Annotated in this window: 16 protein-coding genes; 8 read left to right on the plus strand and 8 right to left on the minus strand. The window is 70.3% G+C overall.

The annotated features are described in order from the left end of the window. Window positions 1–74: 74 nt before the first annotated feature. Complete coding sequence (locus IZR01_RS11020; RefSeq protein WP_194923750.1) at window positions 75–2,084, minus strand: ABC transporter ATP-binding protein; 2,010 nt, start codon at window positions 2,082–2,084, stop codon at window positions 75–77. A 185-nt stretch (window positions 2,085–2,269) separates the two neighbouring features. Between IZR01_RS11020 and IZR01_RS11025 the strand changes: the two genes are divergently transcribed. The 5 genes from IZR01_RS11025 (at window position 2,270) to IZR01_RS11045 (ending at window position 8,604) form a co-directional block, all read left to right on the plus strand. Continuing rightward, complete coding sequence (locus IZR01_RS11025; RefSeq protein ID WP_194923751.1) at window positions 2,270–4,510, plus strand: beta-sandwich domain-containing protein; 2,241 nt, start codon at window positions 2,270–2,272, stop codon at window positions 4,508–4,510. 92 nt (window positions 4,511–4,602) lie between these two features. Beyond that, complete coding sequence (locus IZR01_RS11030; RefSeq protein WP_194923752.1) at window positions 4,603–6,429, plus strand: KAP family P-loop NTPase fold protein; 1,827 nt, start codon at window positions 4,603–4,605, stop codon at window positions 6,427–6,429. A gap of 11 nt (window positions 6,430–6,440) precedes the next feature. Then, window positions 6,441–7,244 (plus strand): heparin lyase I family protein, encoded by an 804-nt coding sequence (locus IZR01_RS11035; RefSeq protein ID WP_194923753.1) that lies wholly within the window; start codon window positions 6,441–6,443, stop codon window positions 7,242–7,244. 140 nt (window positions 7,245–7,384) lie between these two features. After that, the gene (locus tag IZR01_RS11040) at window positions 7,385–8,422 is read left to right on the plus strand and encodes a LacI family DNA-binding transcriptional regulator (RefSeq protein WP_194893136.1); all 1,038 of its coding nucleotides are present in this window, start codon (window positions 7,385–7,387) and stop codon (window positions 8,420–8,422) included. A gap of 38 nt (window positions 8,423–8,460) precedes the next feature. Continuing rightward, the gene (locus tag IZR01_RS11045) at window positions 8,461–8,604 is read left to right on the plus strand and encodes an alpha/beta fold hydrolase (RefSeq protein WP_194923754.1); all 144 of its coding nucleotides are present in this window, start codon (window positions 8,461–8,463) and stop codon (window positions 8,602–8,604) included. Window positions 8,605–8,681: 77 nt separating this feature from the next. Here the strand turns inward: IZR01_RS11045 and IZR01_RS11050 are convergent, their stop codons facing one another. Next, window positions 8,682–9,371 carry a TetR/AcrR family transcriptional regulator gene (locus IZR01_RS11050; protein WP_194923755.1) on the minus strand — a complete coding sequence of 230 codons (690 nt, stop codon included), beginning with the start codon at window positions 9,369–9,371 and terminating at the stop codon, window positions 8,682–8,684. An 86-nt stretch (window positions 9,372–9,457) separates the two neighbouring features. Here IZR01_RS11050 and IZR01_RS11055 point away from each other — a divergent pair, with 86 nt between their 5' ends. Next, a complete protein-coding gene (locus tag IZR01_RS11055) occupies window positions 9,458–10,591 on the plus strand; it encodes an FAD-dependent oxidoreductase (protein ID WP_194923756.1) in 1,134 nt (377 codons plus the stop codon). Window positions 10,592–10,678: 87 nt separating this feature from the next. Here IZR01_RS11055 and IZR01_RS11060 read toward each other — a convergent pair whose 3' ends face one another. From IZR01_RS11060 to IZR01_RS11080, 5 genes are all read right to left on the minus strand, one after another. Next, window positions 10,679–11,284, minus strand: a complete 606-nt coding sequence (locus IZR01_RS11060) for a TetR/AcrR family transcriptional regulator (RefSeq protein ID WP_194923757.1) — start codon at window positions 11,282–11,284, stop codon at window positions 10,679–10,681. 83 nt (window positions 11,285–11,367) lie between these two features. Further along, window positions 11,368–12,150 carry an enoyl-CoA hydratase family protein gene (locus IZR01_RS11065; RefSeq protein ID WP_194923758.1) on the minus strand — a complete coding sequence of 261 codons (783 nt, stop codon included), beginning with the start codon at window positions 12,148–12,150 and terminating at the stop codon, window positions 11,368–11,370. Between the two features lie 37 nt (window positions 12,151–12,187). Next, a complete protein-coding gene (locus IZR01_RS11070; RefSeq protein WP_323746977.1) occupies window positions 12,188–13,351 on the minus strand; it encodes an acyl-CoA dehydrogenase family protein in 1,164 nt (387 codons plus the stop codon). Further along, window positions 13,348–15,108, minus strand: a complete 1,761-nt coding sequence (locus IZR01_RS11075) for an acyclic terpene utilization AtuA family protein (RefSeq protein WP_194923759.1) — start codon at window positions 15,106–15,108, stop codon at window positions 13,348–13,350. The genes IZR01_RS11070 and IZR01_RS11075 overlap by 4 nt, the downstream gene beginning before the upstream one ends. Then, a complete protein-coding gene (locus IZR01_RS11080) occupies window positions 15,105–15,899 on the minus strand; it encodes a TIGR03084 family metal-binding protein (protein ID WP_194923760.1) in 795 nt (264 codons plus the stop codon). Before IZR01_RS11080 ends, IZR01_RS11075 begins: the two co-directional genes overlap by 4 nt. 130 nt (window positions 15,900–16,029) lie before the next feature. On the opposite strand from IZR01_RS11080, the gene IZR01_RS11085 reads away from it, so the two are divergent. Then, window positions 16,030–17,178: a serine hydrolase domain-containing protein gene (locus tag IZR01_RS11085; protein ID WP_323746978.1), complete on the plus strand. Its 1,149-nt coding sequence runs from the start codon at window positions 16,030–16,032 to the stop codon at window positions 17,176–17,178. Window positions 17,179–17,236: 58 nt separating this feature from the next. Here IZR01_RS11085 and IZR01_RS11090 read toward each other — a convergent pair whose 3' ends face one another. Beyond that, a complete protein-coding gene (locus tag IZR01_RS11090; protein ID WP_194893145.1) occupies window positions 17,237–17,578 on the minus strand; it encodes a metallopeptidase family protein in 342 nt (113 codons plus the stop codon). 61 nt (window positions 17,579–17,639) lie between these two features. Here IZR01_RS11090 and orn point away from each other — a divergent pair, with 61 nt between their 5' ends. Then, window positions 17,640–18,200: an oligoribonuclease gene (gene orn, locus IZR01_RS11095; RefSeq protein ID WP_194893146.1), complete on the plus strand. Its 561-nt coding sequence runs from the start codon at window positions 17,640–17,642 to the stop codon at window positions 18,198–18,200. Window positions 18,201–18,525 lie beyond the last annotated feature (325 nt).

The following is an 18,525-nucleotide window of genomic DNA, read 5'->3' on the forward strand; positions in this document are numbered from 1 at the left end:
GGTCTGAACTGAGCGCTGGGCGATCCCGTCCGCGCCCCGCCCGCGCGCCCCATCCGCGCCCCGCCCGAGACCGCTCAGCCGCCGGCCGGGACCGAGGCTTGCGCGCTGCCGTCCGCACTCGTGCTCGACGATCCTGTGTGAGCGGCGCCGGGCCGGTCCCCGTTCTCAAAGCTCTGCCGCTGCAAGCGATAAGCCTGCGCGTACCACCCATCGCCGGCGACCAACTCCGCGTGCGTGCCCTCCTCGGCGACCACCCCGTCGGCGAACACGTAGATGTAGTCCGCGCACTCCGCCACGTTGCCGAGGCGGTGCGTGATCATCACTATCGTGCCGCCGTACTCGCGCAGCTGCCGGTAGAACGCCGCCTCGGCCGCGGCGTCCAGGCTCGACGTCGGCTCGTCGGCGATCACCAGGGACGCGCGCCGGAAGAAGCCGCGCGCCAGCGCCAGGCGCTGCCACTGGCCGCCGGACACCGACAGGCCGCCGGTGAGGCTGCGTTCCAGCAGCGTGTCGTAGCCGCGCGGCAGGGCGCTGATGAAGCTGTGGGCGCCGGCGCGCTGGGCCGCCTGCTCGACGCGCTCCGGTTCGGGCGGGGCCGTCCACTCGCCGATCCGGATGTTCTCCCCGGCGGTGAACGGGAAGCGGGTGTGGTCCTGGTCGATGAACGCGATCCGGGAGCGCAGCGTCTCGACGTCCATCTCCGCGCTGTCGACGCCGTCCCAGCTGATCCGTCCGGTATCGGGCAGATACAGCCGCGCCAGCAATTTCGCCATCGTTGTCTTCGCGGCGCCGTTCTCCCCCACGAACGCGACCACCTGCCCGCGCCGCACCCGCAGCGAGACGCCCGCGACCGCCGGTTTCGCGGCCCCCTGATACGTGAATCCCACGTCCTCGGCGACGATCTCCGCGAAATCCGCCGGCGCCGTCTCGCGGCCGATCGGCGGCAGGTGCCCGGCGGCGTCGGCGCAGAACGAGCGGTAGTCCTCCAGATACAGGCCCTCGGCATACAGATCGTTGATATCCATCGCCAGGCTGAGCAGCGCCTGCTGCACCCGGCTCACCGCCAGGTACGCCGTCCCGCCGACCGCCAGCGGGATCGCCTGCCGCCACAGCAGCAGCGCCAGCACCGCGTAGACGACCCCGGTGAAGAACCCTGCGATGGCGTTCCCCGCCACCATGCTCATGGTCTCGGCGCGGACCAGTCGCAGCCGCTCGGTCAGGTAGGCGTTGGTGAGCTTGCGATACCGCTCGACCAGATACCCGGACAACGACAGCGCTCGCACGGCCGCGGCCGAACCCGTCGTCGTGGACATCTGGATCAGCAGGTTCTGCCGACGCCGGCCCTCCACCCACCGCACGAAGACCTTGTAGTCCAGGCGCGCCACCCGCACCGCCGCCCACCACCGCGGCACCACCGACAACAACAGCAGCGGCACCAGCACCGGATGCAGGACCGCGAGCACGCCGGCCACGCCGGCCAGCGTCGCAAGGCTCTGCAACACCTGCTGGGTGACCATCACCATGGTGCGCGCCGAGATGGACCCGCGCTCGGCCCGCTGCGAGGCGTCCACCCAGTCCGCCTTGTCGAACGCGACCAACTCGGCGCGCGTGCACAGCTCCTGCAACCGGATCGTCGCCCGGGCGTCCATCATCGGCCCCAACTGCTGCGCGAACGCCTTGGCCATCGAGTCGCACAGCGACCGCGAGGCGGTCAGGACCAGTACCAGGACCATCGACGGCAGCGCCGCCCGGATCCGGTCCGGTGTGGCCCCGGCCCCGAACAGCGGCGCGAGGACGTCGGTGGTGGCGTAGAGGCTGAAGGCCCCGGCCACCGCGGACGCGGTCTGCACCACCAGCAGGGCCACGGTGCGGGCCTTGGACGCCTCGGCCGCCAACCGGATCGACGTCACGATCAACAGCGGCAGCCGGCGCGCCACGGTGCGGTACTTGGTCCCCGCGGTGTCGATGTACCCGGCTTCCCAGCCGTCCGGGTCCGCCGCCATGTCGTCGACCGCGGTCACCGCCACCGCGTCGACGTCGAACGCCTTGGTCATCCGCCGCCAGAGCCGAGCCCATCGCGCCATCCGACCAGTCTCGCCGACCCGCGGTGAATCGTCGAACCCTTACATCGTCGCGGTGGCTCCTGCACGAACTGTGCGCGGAAATCTGCGCGGAACTGATTGAAACTGACCCTTCCCAAACACTTGCGCACGGCGCTCGCGCTTCTTACGGTGACTCCGCGAGATCAGTCCTCTCTCTCGGAGGTGAGATGTCCCTTACCGTCCCCCACCGGCGGCTGTTCGGCGCCGTCGCCGCGGCCGTGATGGTGTTCGGCGTGCTCAGCGCCGCCGCACCCGCGGTCTCGGCGAACGCCGGAACCCCGGAGCCGGCCACCACCGGCACTGCCATTACCGGCACTGCCGCCACCAGCACCGCCGCCACCCCGGCGATCAACACCCACCCCTCCTACAACGGCCTGTCGCTGACCCCGCCGATGGGCTTCAACGACTGGGCCGGCTTCGAGTGCAACAGCCAGATGAACGAGGCGCTGTTCACCAAGACCGCCGACGAGATCGTGTCCCTGGGCCTGAACAAGCTCGGCTACGACTACGTCAACATCGACGACTGCTGGATGCAGAAGACCCGCGACGCCAACGGCAACCTGCAGGTCGACGCCACCCGCTTTCCGCACGGCCTGAAGTGGCTCGGCGACTACATCCACAGCAAGGGCCTCAAGTTCGGCATCTACGAGGACGCCGGCTACAACACCTGCCAGGGCGCGGCCGGCAGCTACGGCCACTTCCAGCAGGACGCGGACCTCTACGCCTCCTGGGGCGTGGACTACCTCAAGCTCGACTACTGCTACGAGCCGATGGATCAGTTCCCGGGTAAGACCGAGAGCCAGGTCGCGCAGATCGTCTACACCGAGGCCAGCCAGGCGCTGCTGAACACGCACCGCCCGATGCAGTTCTCCGAGTCGGCCCCGGCCTACGTCTGCTGCTCCGGCCCGGACTTCACCAACGAGCTGACGTGGCTCTACCAGCACGGCAACCTGTGGCGCTTCGGCTCGGACATCTACGACGCCTGGCCGAGCGTGCTGGAGAACTACAGCGAGGACAACACGCCGGGCCTGGCGCAGTGGGCCGGCCCCGGGCACTGGAACGACGCGGACATGCTGGAAGTCGGCAACGGCGGCCTGACGCCGACCGAGGAGCAGACCCAGATGACGCTCTGGTCGGAGATGGCCTCGCCGATCCTGTTGTCCACCGACCTGTCGAAGCTGACACCGACCGAACTCGGGATCGTGTCGAACCCCGACGTCGTGGCCGTGGACCAGGACAAGCTCGGCGCGCAGGGCACGATCGTGCAGTCCGGCACCGGCTACGACGTCCTGGCCAAGCCGCTGGCGAACGGCGACGTGTCGGTCGTGTTGTTCAACAAGGGCGACACCGCGCAGACCGTCACGACCAACGCCGCGACCATCGGACTGCCGGCCCACGACGCGCCGTTCCGGCTGACCGACTTGGTGAGCAAGGCCGTGAGCGCCAGTGACGGCACGATATCCGCGGCCCTGGCGCCGCACGCGACCGTCATCTACCGCGTCCACCGCGGAGCCGACAAGCACCTGCCGATCCACACAGCGGCCACGATCAGCTCCTCGCCGCTCGTCGCCGGCGTCCCGACTCCGGTGACCGTCTCGCTCGGTGACTACGGCTACTTCGACGCCCAGCAGCCCTCGGTCACGCTGAAGCTGCCGACCGGCTGGACCGCCACGCCGAACTCGGCGCGGTTGAAGAACGTCAAGCCGGGCACGTCCGCGACCGCCACGTTCACCGTCACCGCGAGCGCACCCCCGCCGGGCAAGGTGACGACGACGCTGACCGCGTCCGTCGGCTACCGCGACCGCGGGTCGCCGGCGACCGACCGGGCGGACCTGTCCAACGTCACCAACACCCCGTTCCCGACGCTGGCCGGCGCGTTCAACAACATCGCGATCAGCGACGAGAGCAACCCGGCGCCGGGCAACTTCGACGGGAACGGCGACAGCTACTCCGCCCAGGCGCTCGCCGCGGCGGGAGCCACGCCGGGGGCCACGATCAAGGCCCAGGGCGCGACGTTCACCTGGCCGTCCGCGGCGGCCGGGACGAACGACAACGTGGCGGGCAGCGGGGTCATGGTGGACCTCAGCGGGCAGGGTTCCAAGCTCGGCTTCCTCGGCTCGGAGGCCGGCTTCGACACCGACACGGTCACCGTGACCTACACAGACGGCACGTCGACCAGCGCCAGCCTCGGATTCCCGAACTGGTGCTGCGACTCGCCGACCGATCACGGCGCCACCACGGCGCTGGTCACCGACCATCGGAACACGCCGAGCGGACCGGCGAACTTCGGGACCGACTACGACGTGTTCTACAACTCGATCCAGATCGACGCCTCGAAGACGGTGAAGACCGTGACCGTGCCGAACGACGCGGCGATTCACATCTTCGCGATGGCTGTTCAACCCTGACACAGCTGGGATCGCGGCGCCGTCGGCCCTTCCGGGTCCGGCGGCGCCGCATCAGTATGCTGTCGGTCAAACTGAATCGTCGGCATCGGGGGATGAGCAGCATGGTCGGGGAAGACTCCGGGAGCGCGGTGCCCTGGCCCGTGCCGGAACAGGCGGTGGCGGTCGAGGCGTTCGCCGAGGGCGCCGCCGATCCGCTGTCGATGCACCCCTACGCCGAGGTCCTGGCCGACATGGCCGTCGCCCGGCAGACGCCCACCCCGCTGTCGGTACTCATCGACGGTCCGTGGGGCTCGGGCAAGACCACTCTGACCCACATGATCCAGGCCGAGGTCGCCAGGCACCCCGGGCCCTGGCCGCAGCAGCATGTCTTCGTCACCTTCGACGCCTGGGCCAACGAGGACGCCGCCGACCTCGGCGCCGCAGTCGCCGCGTCGGTCATGCGCGAAGCCGGCCGCCACCGGCGACTGGCGGTCCGGTTCCTGAGCCCGTTGCCGGCCCGTCTGCTGCCGTTGCAGCGCCGAGCGGCGCGCGCGGCGGCCATCTACGGTCCGGCAGCGCTGGTGGCGCTGATCATGGCTCGCTGGCAGTCCGCGGCCCACCTGGTCCTGTCCGTCTTCCACAGCCATGCCGGCCAGGCCTCGACCGCCGGCAACGCCGGCGCCCACCTGGCGTCCGGCACCATCGGATTCCTGTTCGCGGCCTACTTCCGGCAGTTGCTTCAGCTCCCCGGGCTGCGCGACGCGGAGAGGTGGGTGAAGGCGCCGGCGGAAGTCGCGGGCACCGGCGACGTCGACACGGTGGCCCGGCAGATCCGCGACCTGCTGGGCCAGGCCCTGCGCGGCCGCCGGCGCCTGGTGCTGGTCGTGGACAACCTGGACCGCTGCAACCGCACGAAGGCGCTACAGATCTGCGACACCATCAGCCACCTGATCGAGGCACCGGGGGTGATCTGCTTCGTGGCCGCCGACGCCGGGGAGCTGCGGGCGGCGGTGGCCGAGCGGCTGCGGCTGGCCGACGACGATCCGGACAACCGCGACGAGGCAGACGCGTTGCTGGACAAGATGTTCTCGCTGCGGCTGCGGCTGCCGGAGATGTCTTCGGACCGGTTGTGGGAGATGATCGCGCACCCGCCGGGCGACCACCCCGCCACGGTGCGCCGCATCCGGCGCGGAGTGCGGCGGCGCATTGCGCGCGCGGCGTCCGAAGCTTTGGCGGCCACGGCGCGCAGACACGACGGCGCGGCGAACCTGACGCCCGGCACCCTGGCGGAGATGACGGAGGCGCTGTGCTCGAACGCCGCGTGGTCCCGGAACTCCTGGCGGGTCAATCCCGCCGACGCCGAGATGCTGGCCGGCGTCGACCTCACCTGGCTGGGGCAGGCAGCGCCCAGTCACCACGGCGACCTGTTCTCCGTCGAGATCCGCCGGGCGACCCGTTTCTACTTCCTGAACTCCGCCGAGCGCCTTGTCAAGCTGGACGACGGCATCAAGCCCTGGCTCCGGCTGCCGCCCCGGCGCGCCAAGCGGCTCTACAACCACGCCCGACTGCTGTACGCGCTGAGCCTGAGCCGCGGCGTGCTCGGCTCGAGCGTCACGCCACGCGACATCGGGCTGTGGGCGGTGCTGTCGGACACCTGGCCGGGCGCGGCGGATGTGATCGCGCGCAACAACGAGGACCTGCGCGCGCTAGTCCGGAACCGCGCATTGACCGACAAGGACCGTGAGGAAGGCCTGGAGCTGATCCTGGAGTCGTTCAAGCTGTCCCAGCGCGAGCTGCGCGAGTCGAAGGCGTTCCTGGTCAAGCTCGTCAGGGCCGGGGATTTCGATGCCTTCGTGCTCGCGGTCCCGGAGCTCGCGGACCTGCTTCCGTTTCAACGGGATGTTGAGGATTCCTCACACTCGGGGCCGGGTCCCGTTTAGCCTTCATGACTATGACCACCGCCTTTCACCGCAGACGACTCGCCTACTGGGGCGCGGCCGCCGCCGCGTTGGTATTGACCGGCGGGGCGATCGCCGTGGCCGAGCAGGCTTCGGCCACCGGCACGTCCGCCTCGGGAGCGTCTGCCGCCGGCTCGTCCTCCTCTGGTACGTCCTCCTCTGGCGCGTCCTCCACTGGGAAGGTGCTCTGGAAGCCGAACACCACGGTCGGGCCCACGTCGTTCGCCTCGGTGCAGTGCGCGACCGGGAACTTCTCCGTCGTCACCAGCGGGAAGGGCAAGGTCTGGCAGGCCTACCAGGCGGCCGGCCAGGAGCGCTGCGAGGCGCTGGGCCCGGTGCTGACCGACGGGCAGACCTTCTACGTCGGCTGGTCGTCGAAGGTGGCCATCGACGACAGCAACGACCGCTACATCTTCCAGCTCAAGTGCGACCCCAGCACCGGCACCGCGAACCACCCGATCGAGATCGACGCGACCGACGGCCGGGTGCGGTTGCAGGAGTGGGACACCAAGCATGTGGCGCACCCGATCTGGACCGCGCCGATCGCGAACAACCAGTGGCACTCCTACGCGCTGAAGATCCACCTGGGGCGCACCGACGGGACCATCGACCTCTGGTACGACGGCAAGAAGCAGACGTTCAGCACCGGGTCGGGGACGTTCACCGGGACCACCTACGACGGCAGCAGTGACTACCTGAAGTGGGGCTCGTACCACCCCTCGTCGGGGGCCGCGTACAACACCTTCACCAGCCCGACGATGGCGACGACGTTGCAGTTGGCGACCGCGGGATCGTAAGGGGCTCACACAGACCCGGCGGGCGGAGGTGCGGGCGGGCACCTTCGCTCGCCACTCTCGGCCCTGTTCAGCACGGATACGTTTCCGTCCGACCATCTGATGATCTATCGCAGCGGACTGTCTTCCGCTATGGTCACTTCATGGTGGACATCCGCGAGCTGGCCCGCCTCAGCGGCGTCTCCCCCGCGACCGTCTCGCGCGCGCTCAACGACCGTGCCGAGGTGAGCCCGGAGACCCGGCGGCGGATCCTGGAGATGGCCGAGCGGCTGGGCTACTCCCCGAACCAGCCGGCCCGGACCCTGGTGCGGCGCCGGTCGGACATGATCGGGCTGATCTGGGACACCGGCTACACCAACCAGGACCGGCGGCACCCCTTCCTGCTGGACCTGTTCGTCGGGATCAAGCAGACGCTGGCCGAGTCCGGCTACCACCTGATGGTCCTGTCCACAGCGGACGCGGCCAGCCCCGAGGACGTCGGCCTCTACCTGCGGGCCGCCCAGCAGCACAGCCTGGCCGGCGTCATCATGATGGGCGTGGAGGCGACCCACCCGGCGATCACCGCCATGGTCGACTCGGGCACCCCGTGCGTCGCCATCGACTTGCCGCTCTACCGCAACCGCACGACGTACGTCACCTCCGACAACCCGGCCGGCGCCGCGACCGCCGTCCGCCACCTGCACTCCCTGGGCCACACCGCGATAGCCACCATCACCGGTCCACTGAGCCTGATGCCGGCCACCGAACGCCTGGCCGGCTACCACGCCGAAATGGCCCGCCTGGGCCTCACCCCGGACCCGCGGCACATCGTCGCCGGCGACTTCTTCCTCACCAGCGGCTACGAAGCAGCCCGCCAACTGATCAGCCTGCCCAACCCGCCCACCGCCATCTTCGCCGCCGGCGACGAAATGGCCATCGGCGCCCTGCACGCCCTGGCCGACGCCGGCCTGCGCGCCCCGCAGGACATCGCGGTGGTCGGCTTCGACGACATCGAGGCGGCGGCACTGGTACGCCCGACACTGACAACGGTCGCGCAGGACCGCGTGGCGCTCGGCGCCGGCGCCGTCGAGGCACTGGTGGACGCACTGGACGGCGAGGTCGCCTCGGCGCACGCGCCGCTGCACGTGGCGACGCGGTTGGTGGTGCGGGGGTCTTGTGGGGCGAAGGTGCTGGCGGGGTAGAGCTTGCGCGGGTGGGGTTCGCGGCTACCCCGCTGCACATGCGGCAAACCGCCGACGGCATCCTCGACGCCGAATACCGCCTGATCGACCCGGGCACCCACATGATGCCCCTGGAACAGCCCGACGCGCTCGCCGCCGAACTGGAGCGGTTCCGGCTCGGCACCGAGAATAGGCGCCCCTGACAGGGGCTCAGCGGGCTGCCCAAGGTGCGGTTGATACAAGGCAACGGTGCGGCCGGGCACGCTCCAGGTCCGGAGAGCTATCCGCGGTTGACCGCCGCGATTCCGGCCAGGATGAGATCAATCCCGGCGAGGAACTGCTCGCGATCGTCGTGCTCCCGCAGATGTTGTCCAGCTTTGTGCATAGCCGGGTACCTGAGCGGGTCCAGCTGCGCCCATCGAGCGGCGACATTGGCCAGGAACGTCTCCCGGTCCATCTTGCTGGCCGCGAGCGCCCGGGCGTTGGCCGCGTTCTGGCCGGCGACGCCGAGGATGTAGTTCACCAGCGCCCCCGCCGAGTCGGGGACGGCTCGTTCCGGGACGTCGAGCGCGTGCAGGTTCGCACTCACGCTCTCGTAGACGTCCAGCAGCGCCGGACGCCACGGCTCCCGGGTGAGCTGTGCGCCGACCCACGGGTGTGCGTCGATCGCGTCGAACAGACCTGCTGCGACGGACCGCAACGCCTCGCGCGGCTTCCCGACGCCGCCGGTGTCCGCCACGACGCGGCCGATTACGTGGTCGGTCGCCGCTCCTAGTAGGTCATCGCGGTCGGCGACGTGGTGGTAGATCGCGCCGTAGCCGGTGGCCAGCCGCACCGTGAGCGCCCGGAGAGTCAGCGCCTCCTCGCCCTCGGCGTCGAGGATCGCGACGGCGGCCTGCACGATCACGTCCCTGGACAGGGCCTCGGTGCGCCGGGGTGCCCGCTGTGACTTGCTCGCCATGGCTGCCATGGCCGTCATTCTGCCAGGTTTGGAGCGGCACTCCAAACCTGTGCTAGCGTGATTGGAGCGACGATCCAAAGCTTTGGGAGGAATCGATGAACAGCCCCGTCACCATCGTGGGAGCCGGCCTCGGCGGCCTGGTCCTGGCCCGCGTCCTGCACCTGAACGGCATTCCGGTCACCGTCTACGAAGCGGAAGCGTCGGCCGCCGCACGTACTCAGGGCGGGCTGCTCGACATCCACCCCTGGAACGGCCAGCCCGCGCTCGAAGCGGCCGGGCTGATCGAGGAGTTCCGCAAGCTGGTCCTGCCGGGGCGCGAGGCCTACCGGGTTGTGGATCAGGCCGGAACGGTTCTGCTCGACTTGCCCGATGACGGGACAGGCGTGCGTCCCGAAGTCCCGCGTGGCGAGCTGAGGCAGCTGCTGTTGGATTCGCTTCCGGACGGCGTCGTGCGGTGGGGACGCAAAATCAGCGGCGCACGGCCTCTGGGCGATGGCCGTCACGAGCTGCGCTTCACTGACGGCACTACAGTCCGCGCCGACCTGCTGATCGGAGCCGACGGCGCGTGGTCGCGTATACGGCCCCTGCTATCCGACGCCAAACCGCAGTACGTCGGCTACACGTCCATCGAGTACTTCCTGTTCGACGCGGAGACGCGACATTCCGCGACAGCACAGGCGGTAGGCGCCGGATCGTTGTTCGCCCTCGCGCCGGGCAAGGGGTTCCTCGCGCATCGGGAAGGCGGAGGCACTGTGCATGCCTATGTTCAGCTCAAAGCGCCCCAGGACTGGCTGACCGATGTTGCTGCATCATCTGCCGCTACATCCGCTATCTCCGCACGCCTCGCCGCCGAGTTCGAAGGCTGGGCACCGGAACTCACCGCGCTTTTCACCGCCGCCGACACCGCACCAGTCGTGCGCCCCCTCCACACCCTGCCGCCCGGGCATCGCTGGGCACGCACCCCCGGCGTGACGCTGCTCGGCGACGCCGCCCACCTCGCCGCGCCGAACGGCGAAGGCGCGAACCTCGCCATGCTGGACGGCGCCGAGCTCGGGCAGGCCATCGCCGCCCACCCCGGCAGCGCCGAGGCCGCCCTGGCGGAGTACGAGCAGGCCATGTTCCCGCGCGCCGCTGCGGCAGCCGGAGAGGAAGACGTCTACGACCTCATGCTCGGCGCCGGCGCCCCACACAGTTGGGTCGCGATGATGACCGGCGGCGATGAAGCCTGAGAAGGTCGGGAATCATGATCGATGCCTGAATTCATTCATCCAACCGCGCGGCACGTCATCCCGGCGGCACGTCATCCCGGCGGCACATCACCCCGGCTGCGCAGCACGCTCCCGCAGCACCGCGTCCAGATGCGCGGCCCAGGCCCGCACCACCTCCGCGCGCCGTGCCGAGTCGTCCGTCAACACGTCCGCGAGGCCGAGCCCGCGTGCCAAGTCGAGTGTCGCCTGCACCAGGCGGTGCCCGCTCTCGTCCTCGTCGCTGACGCCCAGCGCCTCGATCGCCATCCGATGCGCCACGCGCCCGAACTTCTGCTCCAGCGGCACCACCCGCTCGCGCAGCGCCTCATCGGCCGCCGCGGCCGTCCAGACTTGCAACGCCGCCTTGAACAGGGTGCCGGTGAAGTGCTCCACCAGCCGCGCCACCACCGCTTCGGTCGTGACGGTGACGTCCGGAGCCGCCAGCTCGGCGCGCGCCGACTCGATGCGCTCGTCGAACATGTGCTCAAGCGCGGCGGTGATCAGGTCCTCGCGGGTCGGGAAGTGGTGCTGGGCGGCCCCGCGCGAGACGCCGGCGCGTTCGGCGACCACCGCCACGGTCGTCGCGCTCCAGCCCACGTCGGCCAGGCAGTCCACGCACGCCCCGAGCAGGCGGCGGCGGGTGGCCCGGCTTCGGTCCTGCTGTGGTTCGCGCATCGGGGGTGGTCGCCTGTCGTCCGGTCTGGCGGGTGGCTGAAGCTGGGGCGTTGTCAGGGAGTTGTCAGGGCGCTACCGGGGCGTCATTCTGCCCAGCTCGGGGGCCGCTTCTGCAAGAACGCCGTCATCCCCTCCCGCGCCTCCTCCGAGGCGAACAGCCGGGCCGAGGCCGTGGCCAGCTCGTCGGCGCGGGCGTCGAAGGCAGCCAGGACCGGCGCCGTCACCAGCTTCTTCGACTCGGCCAGGCCCTGCGGCGAGCCGAGGCGCAGCGCCGCGACCAGCTCGCCGACAGCAGCCCGCACGTCCGGTGCCGCCGACGTGATCAGGCCGATGACCTCGGCCTGCGCGGCGTCGAACTTCTCGCCGGTCAAGAAGTAGCGCGCGGCGGCCCTGGAGTTCAGTCGCGGCAGCACCGTCAGCGAGATGATCGACGGCGCGACGCCCAGGCGCGCCTCGGTCAGCGCGAACGTCGCCGCCGGTCCGGCCACGGCCAGATCGCAGGCCGCGACCAGGCCCATGCCGCCGGCGCGCACGTGCCCGTCCACCGCCGCCACCACCGGCTTCGGCAGCTCGACGAGCGTGCGCAGCAGCCCGGCCAACGCACGCGCCCGACCCGCCACCGGCCCTTCGGGATCCACCGGCTCCTCGGTCGCCTCGGACAAGTCGGCACCGGCGCAGAAGGTGTTGCCGGTGTGCCCGAGCACCACCACCCGCACGCCGGGATCCGCCGCCGCCTCGCGCAACCCGGCGTGCAGCTGCCCGACCAGCCGCGATGACAGGGCATTGCGATTGTGCGGCGAGTCGAGGGTCAGGGTCGCGACACCGGCCCGCGCCTCATACCGCACCAGGGTCTGCTGCTCACTCACGCCGCTCCACCTTCCTCAACGACCACCGGCAACACGCTCATGACCGGAAGCCCAGCACGCGGGCCGCCAAGCCGGTCATCACCTCGGTCGCACCGCCGCCGATGCCCAGGATCCGGACGTCGCGGTAGTGCCGTTCGACCTCTGATTCCCGCATGTACCCCAGGCCGCCGAACAGCTGAAGTGCTTGCGTGGCAGCCCATTCGGCGGTCTCGACCGCCGTGTTCTTGGCAAAGCAGACCTCGGCGATCAGGTCCTCCTCCCCCGCGACCGACCGGTCGATCAGCGCATGGGTGTAGGTACGCGACACGTCGATCTTCCGCGCCATCTCCGTCAGCGTGTTCTGGACCAGCTGCCGGTCGATGAGAGGCTTGCCGAACGTCTCCCGGTTCCGGGTCCACTCCACCGCCAGGTCCAGGCAACGCTGAGCGTGCGAGTACGCCTGCGCCGCCAACGCCACCCGCTCGGCCAGGAAGTGCTCGGCCAGCTGGTAGAAGCCGCTGTTCTCGGCACCGACCAGGTTCTCGACCGGCACCCGGGCGTCCTGGAACGCCAGCTCGGCGGTATCAGAGCACAGCCATCCCAGCTTCTCCAGCCGTCGACTGACGGTGAAGCCCGGCGTGCCCTTCTCGATCACCAACAATGAGATCCCGTCGGCGCCCGGACCGCCGGTGCGCACCGTCGTCACCACGAAGTCGGCGCGCACGCCGGAGGTGATGAAGGTCTTGGCCCCGTTCACCACGTAGTGGTCACCGTCGCGCCGCGCCGTGGTCTGGATACGCGCCACATCGCTGCCGCCGCCGGGCTCGGTGACGGCGAGCGCCCCGATCTTCGCCCCGGCCAGCGTCGGCTTGACCCAGCGTTCGATCTGCGCGGGATCGTCGGCGGCCACCAGGTGCGGCGTGGCTATGCCGCAGGTGAACAAGGATGCGAACAAGCCGCCGGAGCCGCCGGCGTAGTGCATCTCCTCGTTGACCGTGATGGCGTCGATCAGATCGCCGCCCCCGCCACCGGCTCCGACCGGATGGGCGACGCCGAGCAGGCCCAGCGCACCGGCCTTCTCGGACAGCTCACGCGGCAGTTCGCCGGCCCGCTCCCACGCGTCGAGATTCGGCAGCACCTCCTGCTCGGTGAACCTGCGGACGGTGTCCCGCAGGGCTCTGCGTTCCTCGGTCGACCAAGCGGGGCTGGACAGGCGATTCACCGCTCAGCTCCCTTCAGCACGGAAACGGGAAGCTCGGCGGCACGGGACCGCAGCCATTCGCCGAGGCCCTTGGCCTGCGGATCGAACCGGGCCTGGGCCGCCACCCCGGCGCCGAGGATGCCCTCGACGACGAAGTTCACGGCACGCAGGTTCGGGAAGACGTGGCGGGTGACCGCCAGCTCGGCTGTCTCGGGAAGCAGAGCCTTAAAGCGTTCGACAGTCAGTTCGTGGGCTAGCCAGCGCCAGGCCTCATCACCGCGGGCCCAGACCCCGACGTTCGCGTCGCCGCCCTTGTCGCCGCTGCGCGCCCCGAAGACCAGGCCGAGCGGGGCGAGATGGGTCTGCTCAGTGGGAAGTGCTTGTGGGAGAACAGGATTCGGCGCTGGCTTTAGCTCTAGCGTGAGGGCCGGGTGCGCGATATCGACACGCTCGCCGTCGGGCAGCACCGCGACGTGCGGCACTTCGGCCGCGTCGACGTAAGCGGCGGTGTAGACGCCGTAGGGCGAAGCCGCGCCGGGAGGTGTCGTCAGGTTGAAGCCGGGGTAGCCGGACAGCGCGAGTTCCACCGCCGCACCGCTGAAGGCGCGCCCGATCGTATCCGCGTTCTGATCCCGGACGACGCAGCGCAGCAAGGCGCTGGCGGTCTCCTCGGTGTCGGCGTCGGGCCGGTCGGTACGCACCAGGGTCCACTGGACCGACTCCGGCGCGCTCGTCAGCCCGGCGAGCAGCTGCTGTTTCGCCAGGTCCGCCTTGGCTTCGATCGCCAGGCCGGTCAGAACGAAATCGACCTGGTTACGGAACCCGCCGAGCCGGTTCAACGCCACCTTGAGCTGAGGCGGCGGTGCTTCGCCGACGACCCCGGTGATCCGGACCCGGTCCGGACCCTCCTGCGTCAGCGTCACGGTGTCCAGCCGCGTGGTGACATCAGGGTTCGCATACCGGTGGCCGGTGATCTCGTACAACAGCTGCGCGGTGACCGTCCCCACGCTGACGGCGCCGCCGGTCCCCGGGTGCTTGGTGATGACGCTGGACCCGTCGGCGCGCACCTCGGCGATCGGGAAGCCGGGGCGGCGCAGGTCGGCGATCTCGGTGAAGAAGGCGTAGTTGCCGCCGGTGGCCTGCGCGCCGCATTCGATGACGTGACCGGCCGCCACGGCCCCGGCCAGCCGGTCGTGATCGGTGTGCTGCCAGCCGAAGTGCGCCACGGCCGGGCCGAGGACCAGCGAGGCGTCGGTGACGCGGCCGGTGACCACGACGTCCGCGCCGGCTTGCAGGCAGCGCGCGATGCCGAAGCCGCCGAGGTAGGCGTTGGCCGTCAGCGCCCCGGCGAATCCGAGCTCTGATGAGCGGGCCAGCAGGTTGTCGCCCTCGACGTGGGCGACCTTCGCCGCCAGGCCCAGCTTCGCGGCCACCTCCCGCAGCCTGTCGGCCAACCCCGCCGGATTCAGCCCGCCGGCGTTCGTCACGATCTTGACACCGCGTTCCAGGGCCAGCCCGAGCGCGTCCTCCATCTGCCGCAGGAAGGTCTTGGCGTACCCGGCGTCAGGGTTCTTCATCCGGTCGCGGCCGAGGATCAGCATGGTCAGCTCGGCGAGGTAGTCCCCGGTGAGGACGTCCAGCTCACCGCCTTCCAGCAGCTCGCGGACCGCGCTGAATCGGTCGCCGTAGAAACCGGAGGCGTTGCCGATCCGGAGGATGTCCTGGTTGTCCTGGTTCTGCGAAACCCAGTCCGAAACCCTGTCCGAAACCCCGCTCATGCGAACTGTCCCTTGCTCCGGCCGGACCCACTCGGGCCGGCGAACACCTGCGCGATGTCCAGCCACGCGTCCGCGGCGGCGCCGTCGGCGCGCACCGCGAGGTCGTCTCGGTGCCGACGCTGGGCCACGAGCAGGCAGAAGTCGAGCGCCGGGCCGGTCACGCGCTCGGCGGCGTCCTGCGGACCCCACGTCCACAAGCTGCCGTCCGGCGCGGTGAGCTCGATGCGGAACTCGGCGGCCGGTGGTTGCAGGCCGCGTTGAATGTAGGCGAAGTCTCGGGTGCGGACGCCGAGGTGGGCGACGTTGCGCAGGCGCGCGGTCGGCTCGCGCTTCACGCCGAGGGCGTCGGCGATGTCCTGGCCATGTGCCCAGGTCTCCATGAGGCGCGCGGTGACCATGGTCGTGGCGCCCATCGGCGGGCCGAACCAGGGCAGCTTCTGACCGGGTGGAACCGCCGCGAGGGCGGTCACCAGCTCGTGCCGATCGGCGCGCCAGGCCGCCAGCAGCTCGGCCGACGCCAGCCGCGCACCGCGCTCAGCCTCCTGATCGACGAACCCGGCGCCACTGTCCTGAAGGGCCCGGGTCAGCATCGCGTTGAACTCGGCCGGGTCCCGCGCGGCGAGCCCGGCGACCCGGTCGGTCCAGGCCAGGTGCGCGATCTGGTGCCCGATGGTCCAGCCCGGCGCCGGGGTCGGGGCGCGCCAGGCGTCCGGGTCCAGCGGCGTGACCAGGGCGTCGAGCACTGCGCTCTCCGCCGCCAGGTCTTCGAGCAGGTCGTCGAGCACTGCCATGGCGCCTCCCGGTGGGCGTTCGCTGCTGCGTCCTGCCAGCGAGCCTCGCAGCCCGGATAGAAAAAATCAATCTTGCACGCTTGATTCCTTCGCCGGGCAGCGCGACGGCGCGGCGCGTACCGTGGCTCGCGTGGCAAACGACCTGCACCACCTGCTCCAGTCCGCGGTCGACCGCGGCGAGACACCCGGGGTCGTGGCCCTGGTCGCGCGCGGCGACGACGTCGAGCTGGCGACAGCCGGCGCGACCGAGCCGACCGAGCCCGGCGGATCGCGGCCGATCGCCCGCGACACCCTGTTCCGCATCGCCTCGCTGACGAAGGCGGTCACCGCCGCGCTGGCCATGCAGCTGATCGAGGAAGGGCTCATCGGCCAGGACGACCCGATCAGCCGGTGGCTGCCGGAGCTGGCCGGCCCGATGGTCGTGCGCACCCCCGACGGCCCGCTGGACGACCTGGTCCCGGCTCACCGTCCGATCACCGTCGCGGACCTACTCACGTCCCGCGCCGGCTGGGGCTTCCCGGACGACTTCACGTGGCCGGCCGTCGGCGCGCTGTTCGTGCGGGGCTGGCAGCAGTACGGCCTACAACCCCAGCTGATCCCGGCGCCGGACGAGTGGGTGAAGGACCTCAGCGGGGTGCCGCTGCTCTACCAGCCCGGCGAGCGCTGGCTGTACAACACGTGCAGCGACATCCTGGGCGTGCTGATGGCGCGCGCCACCAGGATGACGCTCCCGGACCTGATGGCCGAGCGCGTCTTCGACCCGCTGGGCATGACCGAGACCAGCTTCGCGGCCCGGCCCGACCAGCTCGACCGCTTCACCGCCTACTACCGCCCCGGCCCCGACGGCATGACCCTGGCCGATCCGCCGACCGGGCAGTGGAGCAGCGTGCCGGCGTTCCCGTCCGGAGCCGGCGGCCTGGTCGGCACGATCGACGACTACCTCGCCTTCGCCCGCACGCTGCTGCCCGGCGGGTCGAACCGGCTGTCCCCGCAGTCGCTCCAGATGATCCTCTCCAACCACCTCACCGCCGAGCAGCGCGCGGCCGCGACCCGGTTCCTGGACGGCCAGGGCTGGGGTTCGGGCGGCGCGGTGGACGTCGCCGAGACCGAACCGTGGAACGTCGTCGGCCGCTACGGCTGGACCGGCGGCACCGGTATGACGGCGCACGTCATCCCGGCTACCAACACCGTCTCGATCCTGCTGTCCACGACCGCTATGCCGGATCCGGCGGCGACGCCGTTGCAGAAGGCGTTCTGGACGTACGCGGCGCGCGGCTGAGCGACGACCAACGACCCAACGTGGTCAACGGGAGTGTGGGGCGCTCCCGCCGACCGCCTCACCAACCGAGTTCGTGCAGCCGCTCGTCATCGATCCCGAAGTGATGCCCCACCTCGTGGATGACGGTGGCCCGCACCTCACGCACGACGTCCTCGTAGCTGTGGCAGATCTTCAGGATCTCGTTGCGGTAGATGGTGATCCGGTCCGGCAGCACGCCGGAGTACCACTCCCCGCGCCCGGTCAACGGAATGCCCTGATACAGACCCAGCAGCCCCGGATACGGAGCCTCGGCCTCGACGACCACCGCGACGTTCCGGATCTGCCGTCCCAGCGTCTCCGGGATGGAGTCCAGCCCTTCGCCGACCAGTTCCTCGAACTGCTCGGGCGAGACCTCGATCACGTGCTCATTGTCGCACCAAATGCCCTGGGGCACTGATGCCGCGCTGCAATAGGGTGCGGCCATGAGCGACAGGCTGGTGTGGATCGACTGCGAGATGACCGGGCTCGACCTGGACAAGGAGGCCTTGATCGAGGTGGCCGTCCTGGTCACGGACAGCGAGCTGAACGTCCTCGGCAGCGGGGTCGAGGTGGTGATCGCGCCGCCGGCCGAGCAGCTGCCGGGCCTGTTGGCGGGGATGGACGAGGTGGTGCGCAGGATGCACACCACCTCGGGCCTGCTGGAGGAGTTGCCGAACGGGATCCCGATGGCCGAGGCGCAGGAGCGGGTCCTGGCCTACGTGCGCGAGCACGTGCCGGAGGCCAGAACGGCGCAGCTGGCCGGGAACTCGGTCGGCTTCGACCGGCGCTTCCTGGCCCGGGACATGCCCGAGCTCGAACAGTACCTGCACTACCGCATCGTGGATGTCACCTCGATCGGCGAGCTGGCCCGCCGCTGGTATCCGAAGGCATACGCCAGAACCCCGCGAAGGACCGGCAATCACCGCGCACTGGGCGACATCCGCGACTCCATCGCCGAACTGCGCTACTACCGCGGCGCGATCTTCGTCCCGCCGGCGACCTGAGCGACCGGCGCGGCACGGACTCGGCGAGGCTAGTGCGGTGACCGGGTTGGTTCGCCGGGTTGGTGGTGTGGTCACCGGCTGGAGGTGGGTGGGGTACGAAAGCCGGCGGTCACGTGCGGGGCTTTGGTCACCGGCTGGGCGTGAGTGGGGTACGAAAGCCGGCGGTCACGTACGGGGTTTAAAGGCGTTGTGAAGAAATCGGCAGGTTTCGGCCAACTGTTTCCGACGCAGGCTGCGGTAGCCGTGTAGGGGGCCGAAACCCGCCGGTTTCTTCACAACATGTGTGCTCACCTTTGCAAGAACGGACCGCCCGGGCACGCGCCCG

This window comes from Catenulispora pinisilvae, from assembly GCF_015356865.1.
In the GTDB taxonomy this organism is placed as follows: Bacteria; Actinomycetota; Actinomycetes; order Streptomycetales; family Catenulisporaceae; genus Catenulispora; species Catenulispora pinisilvae.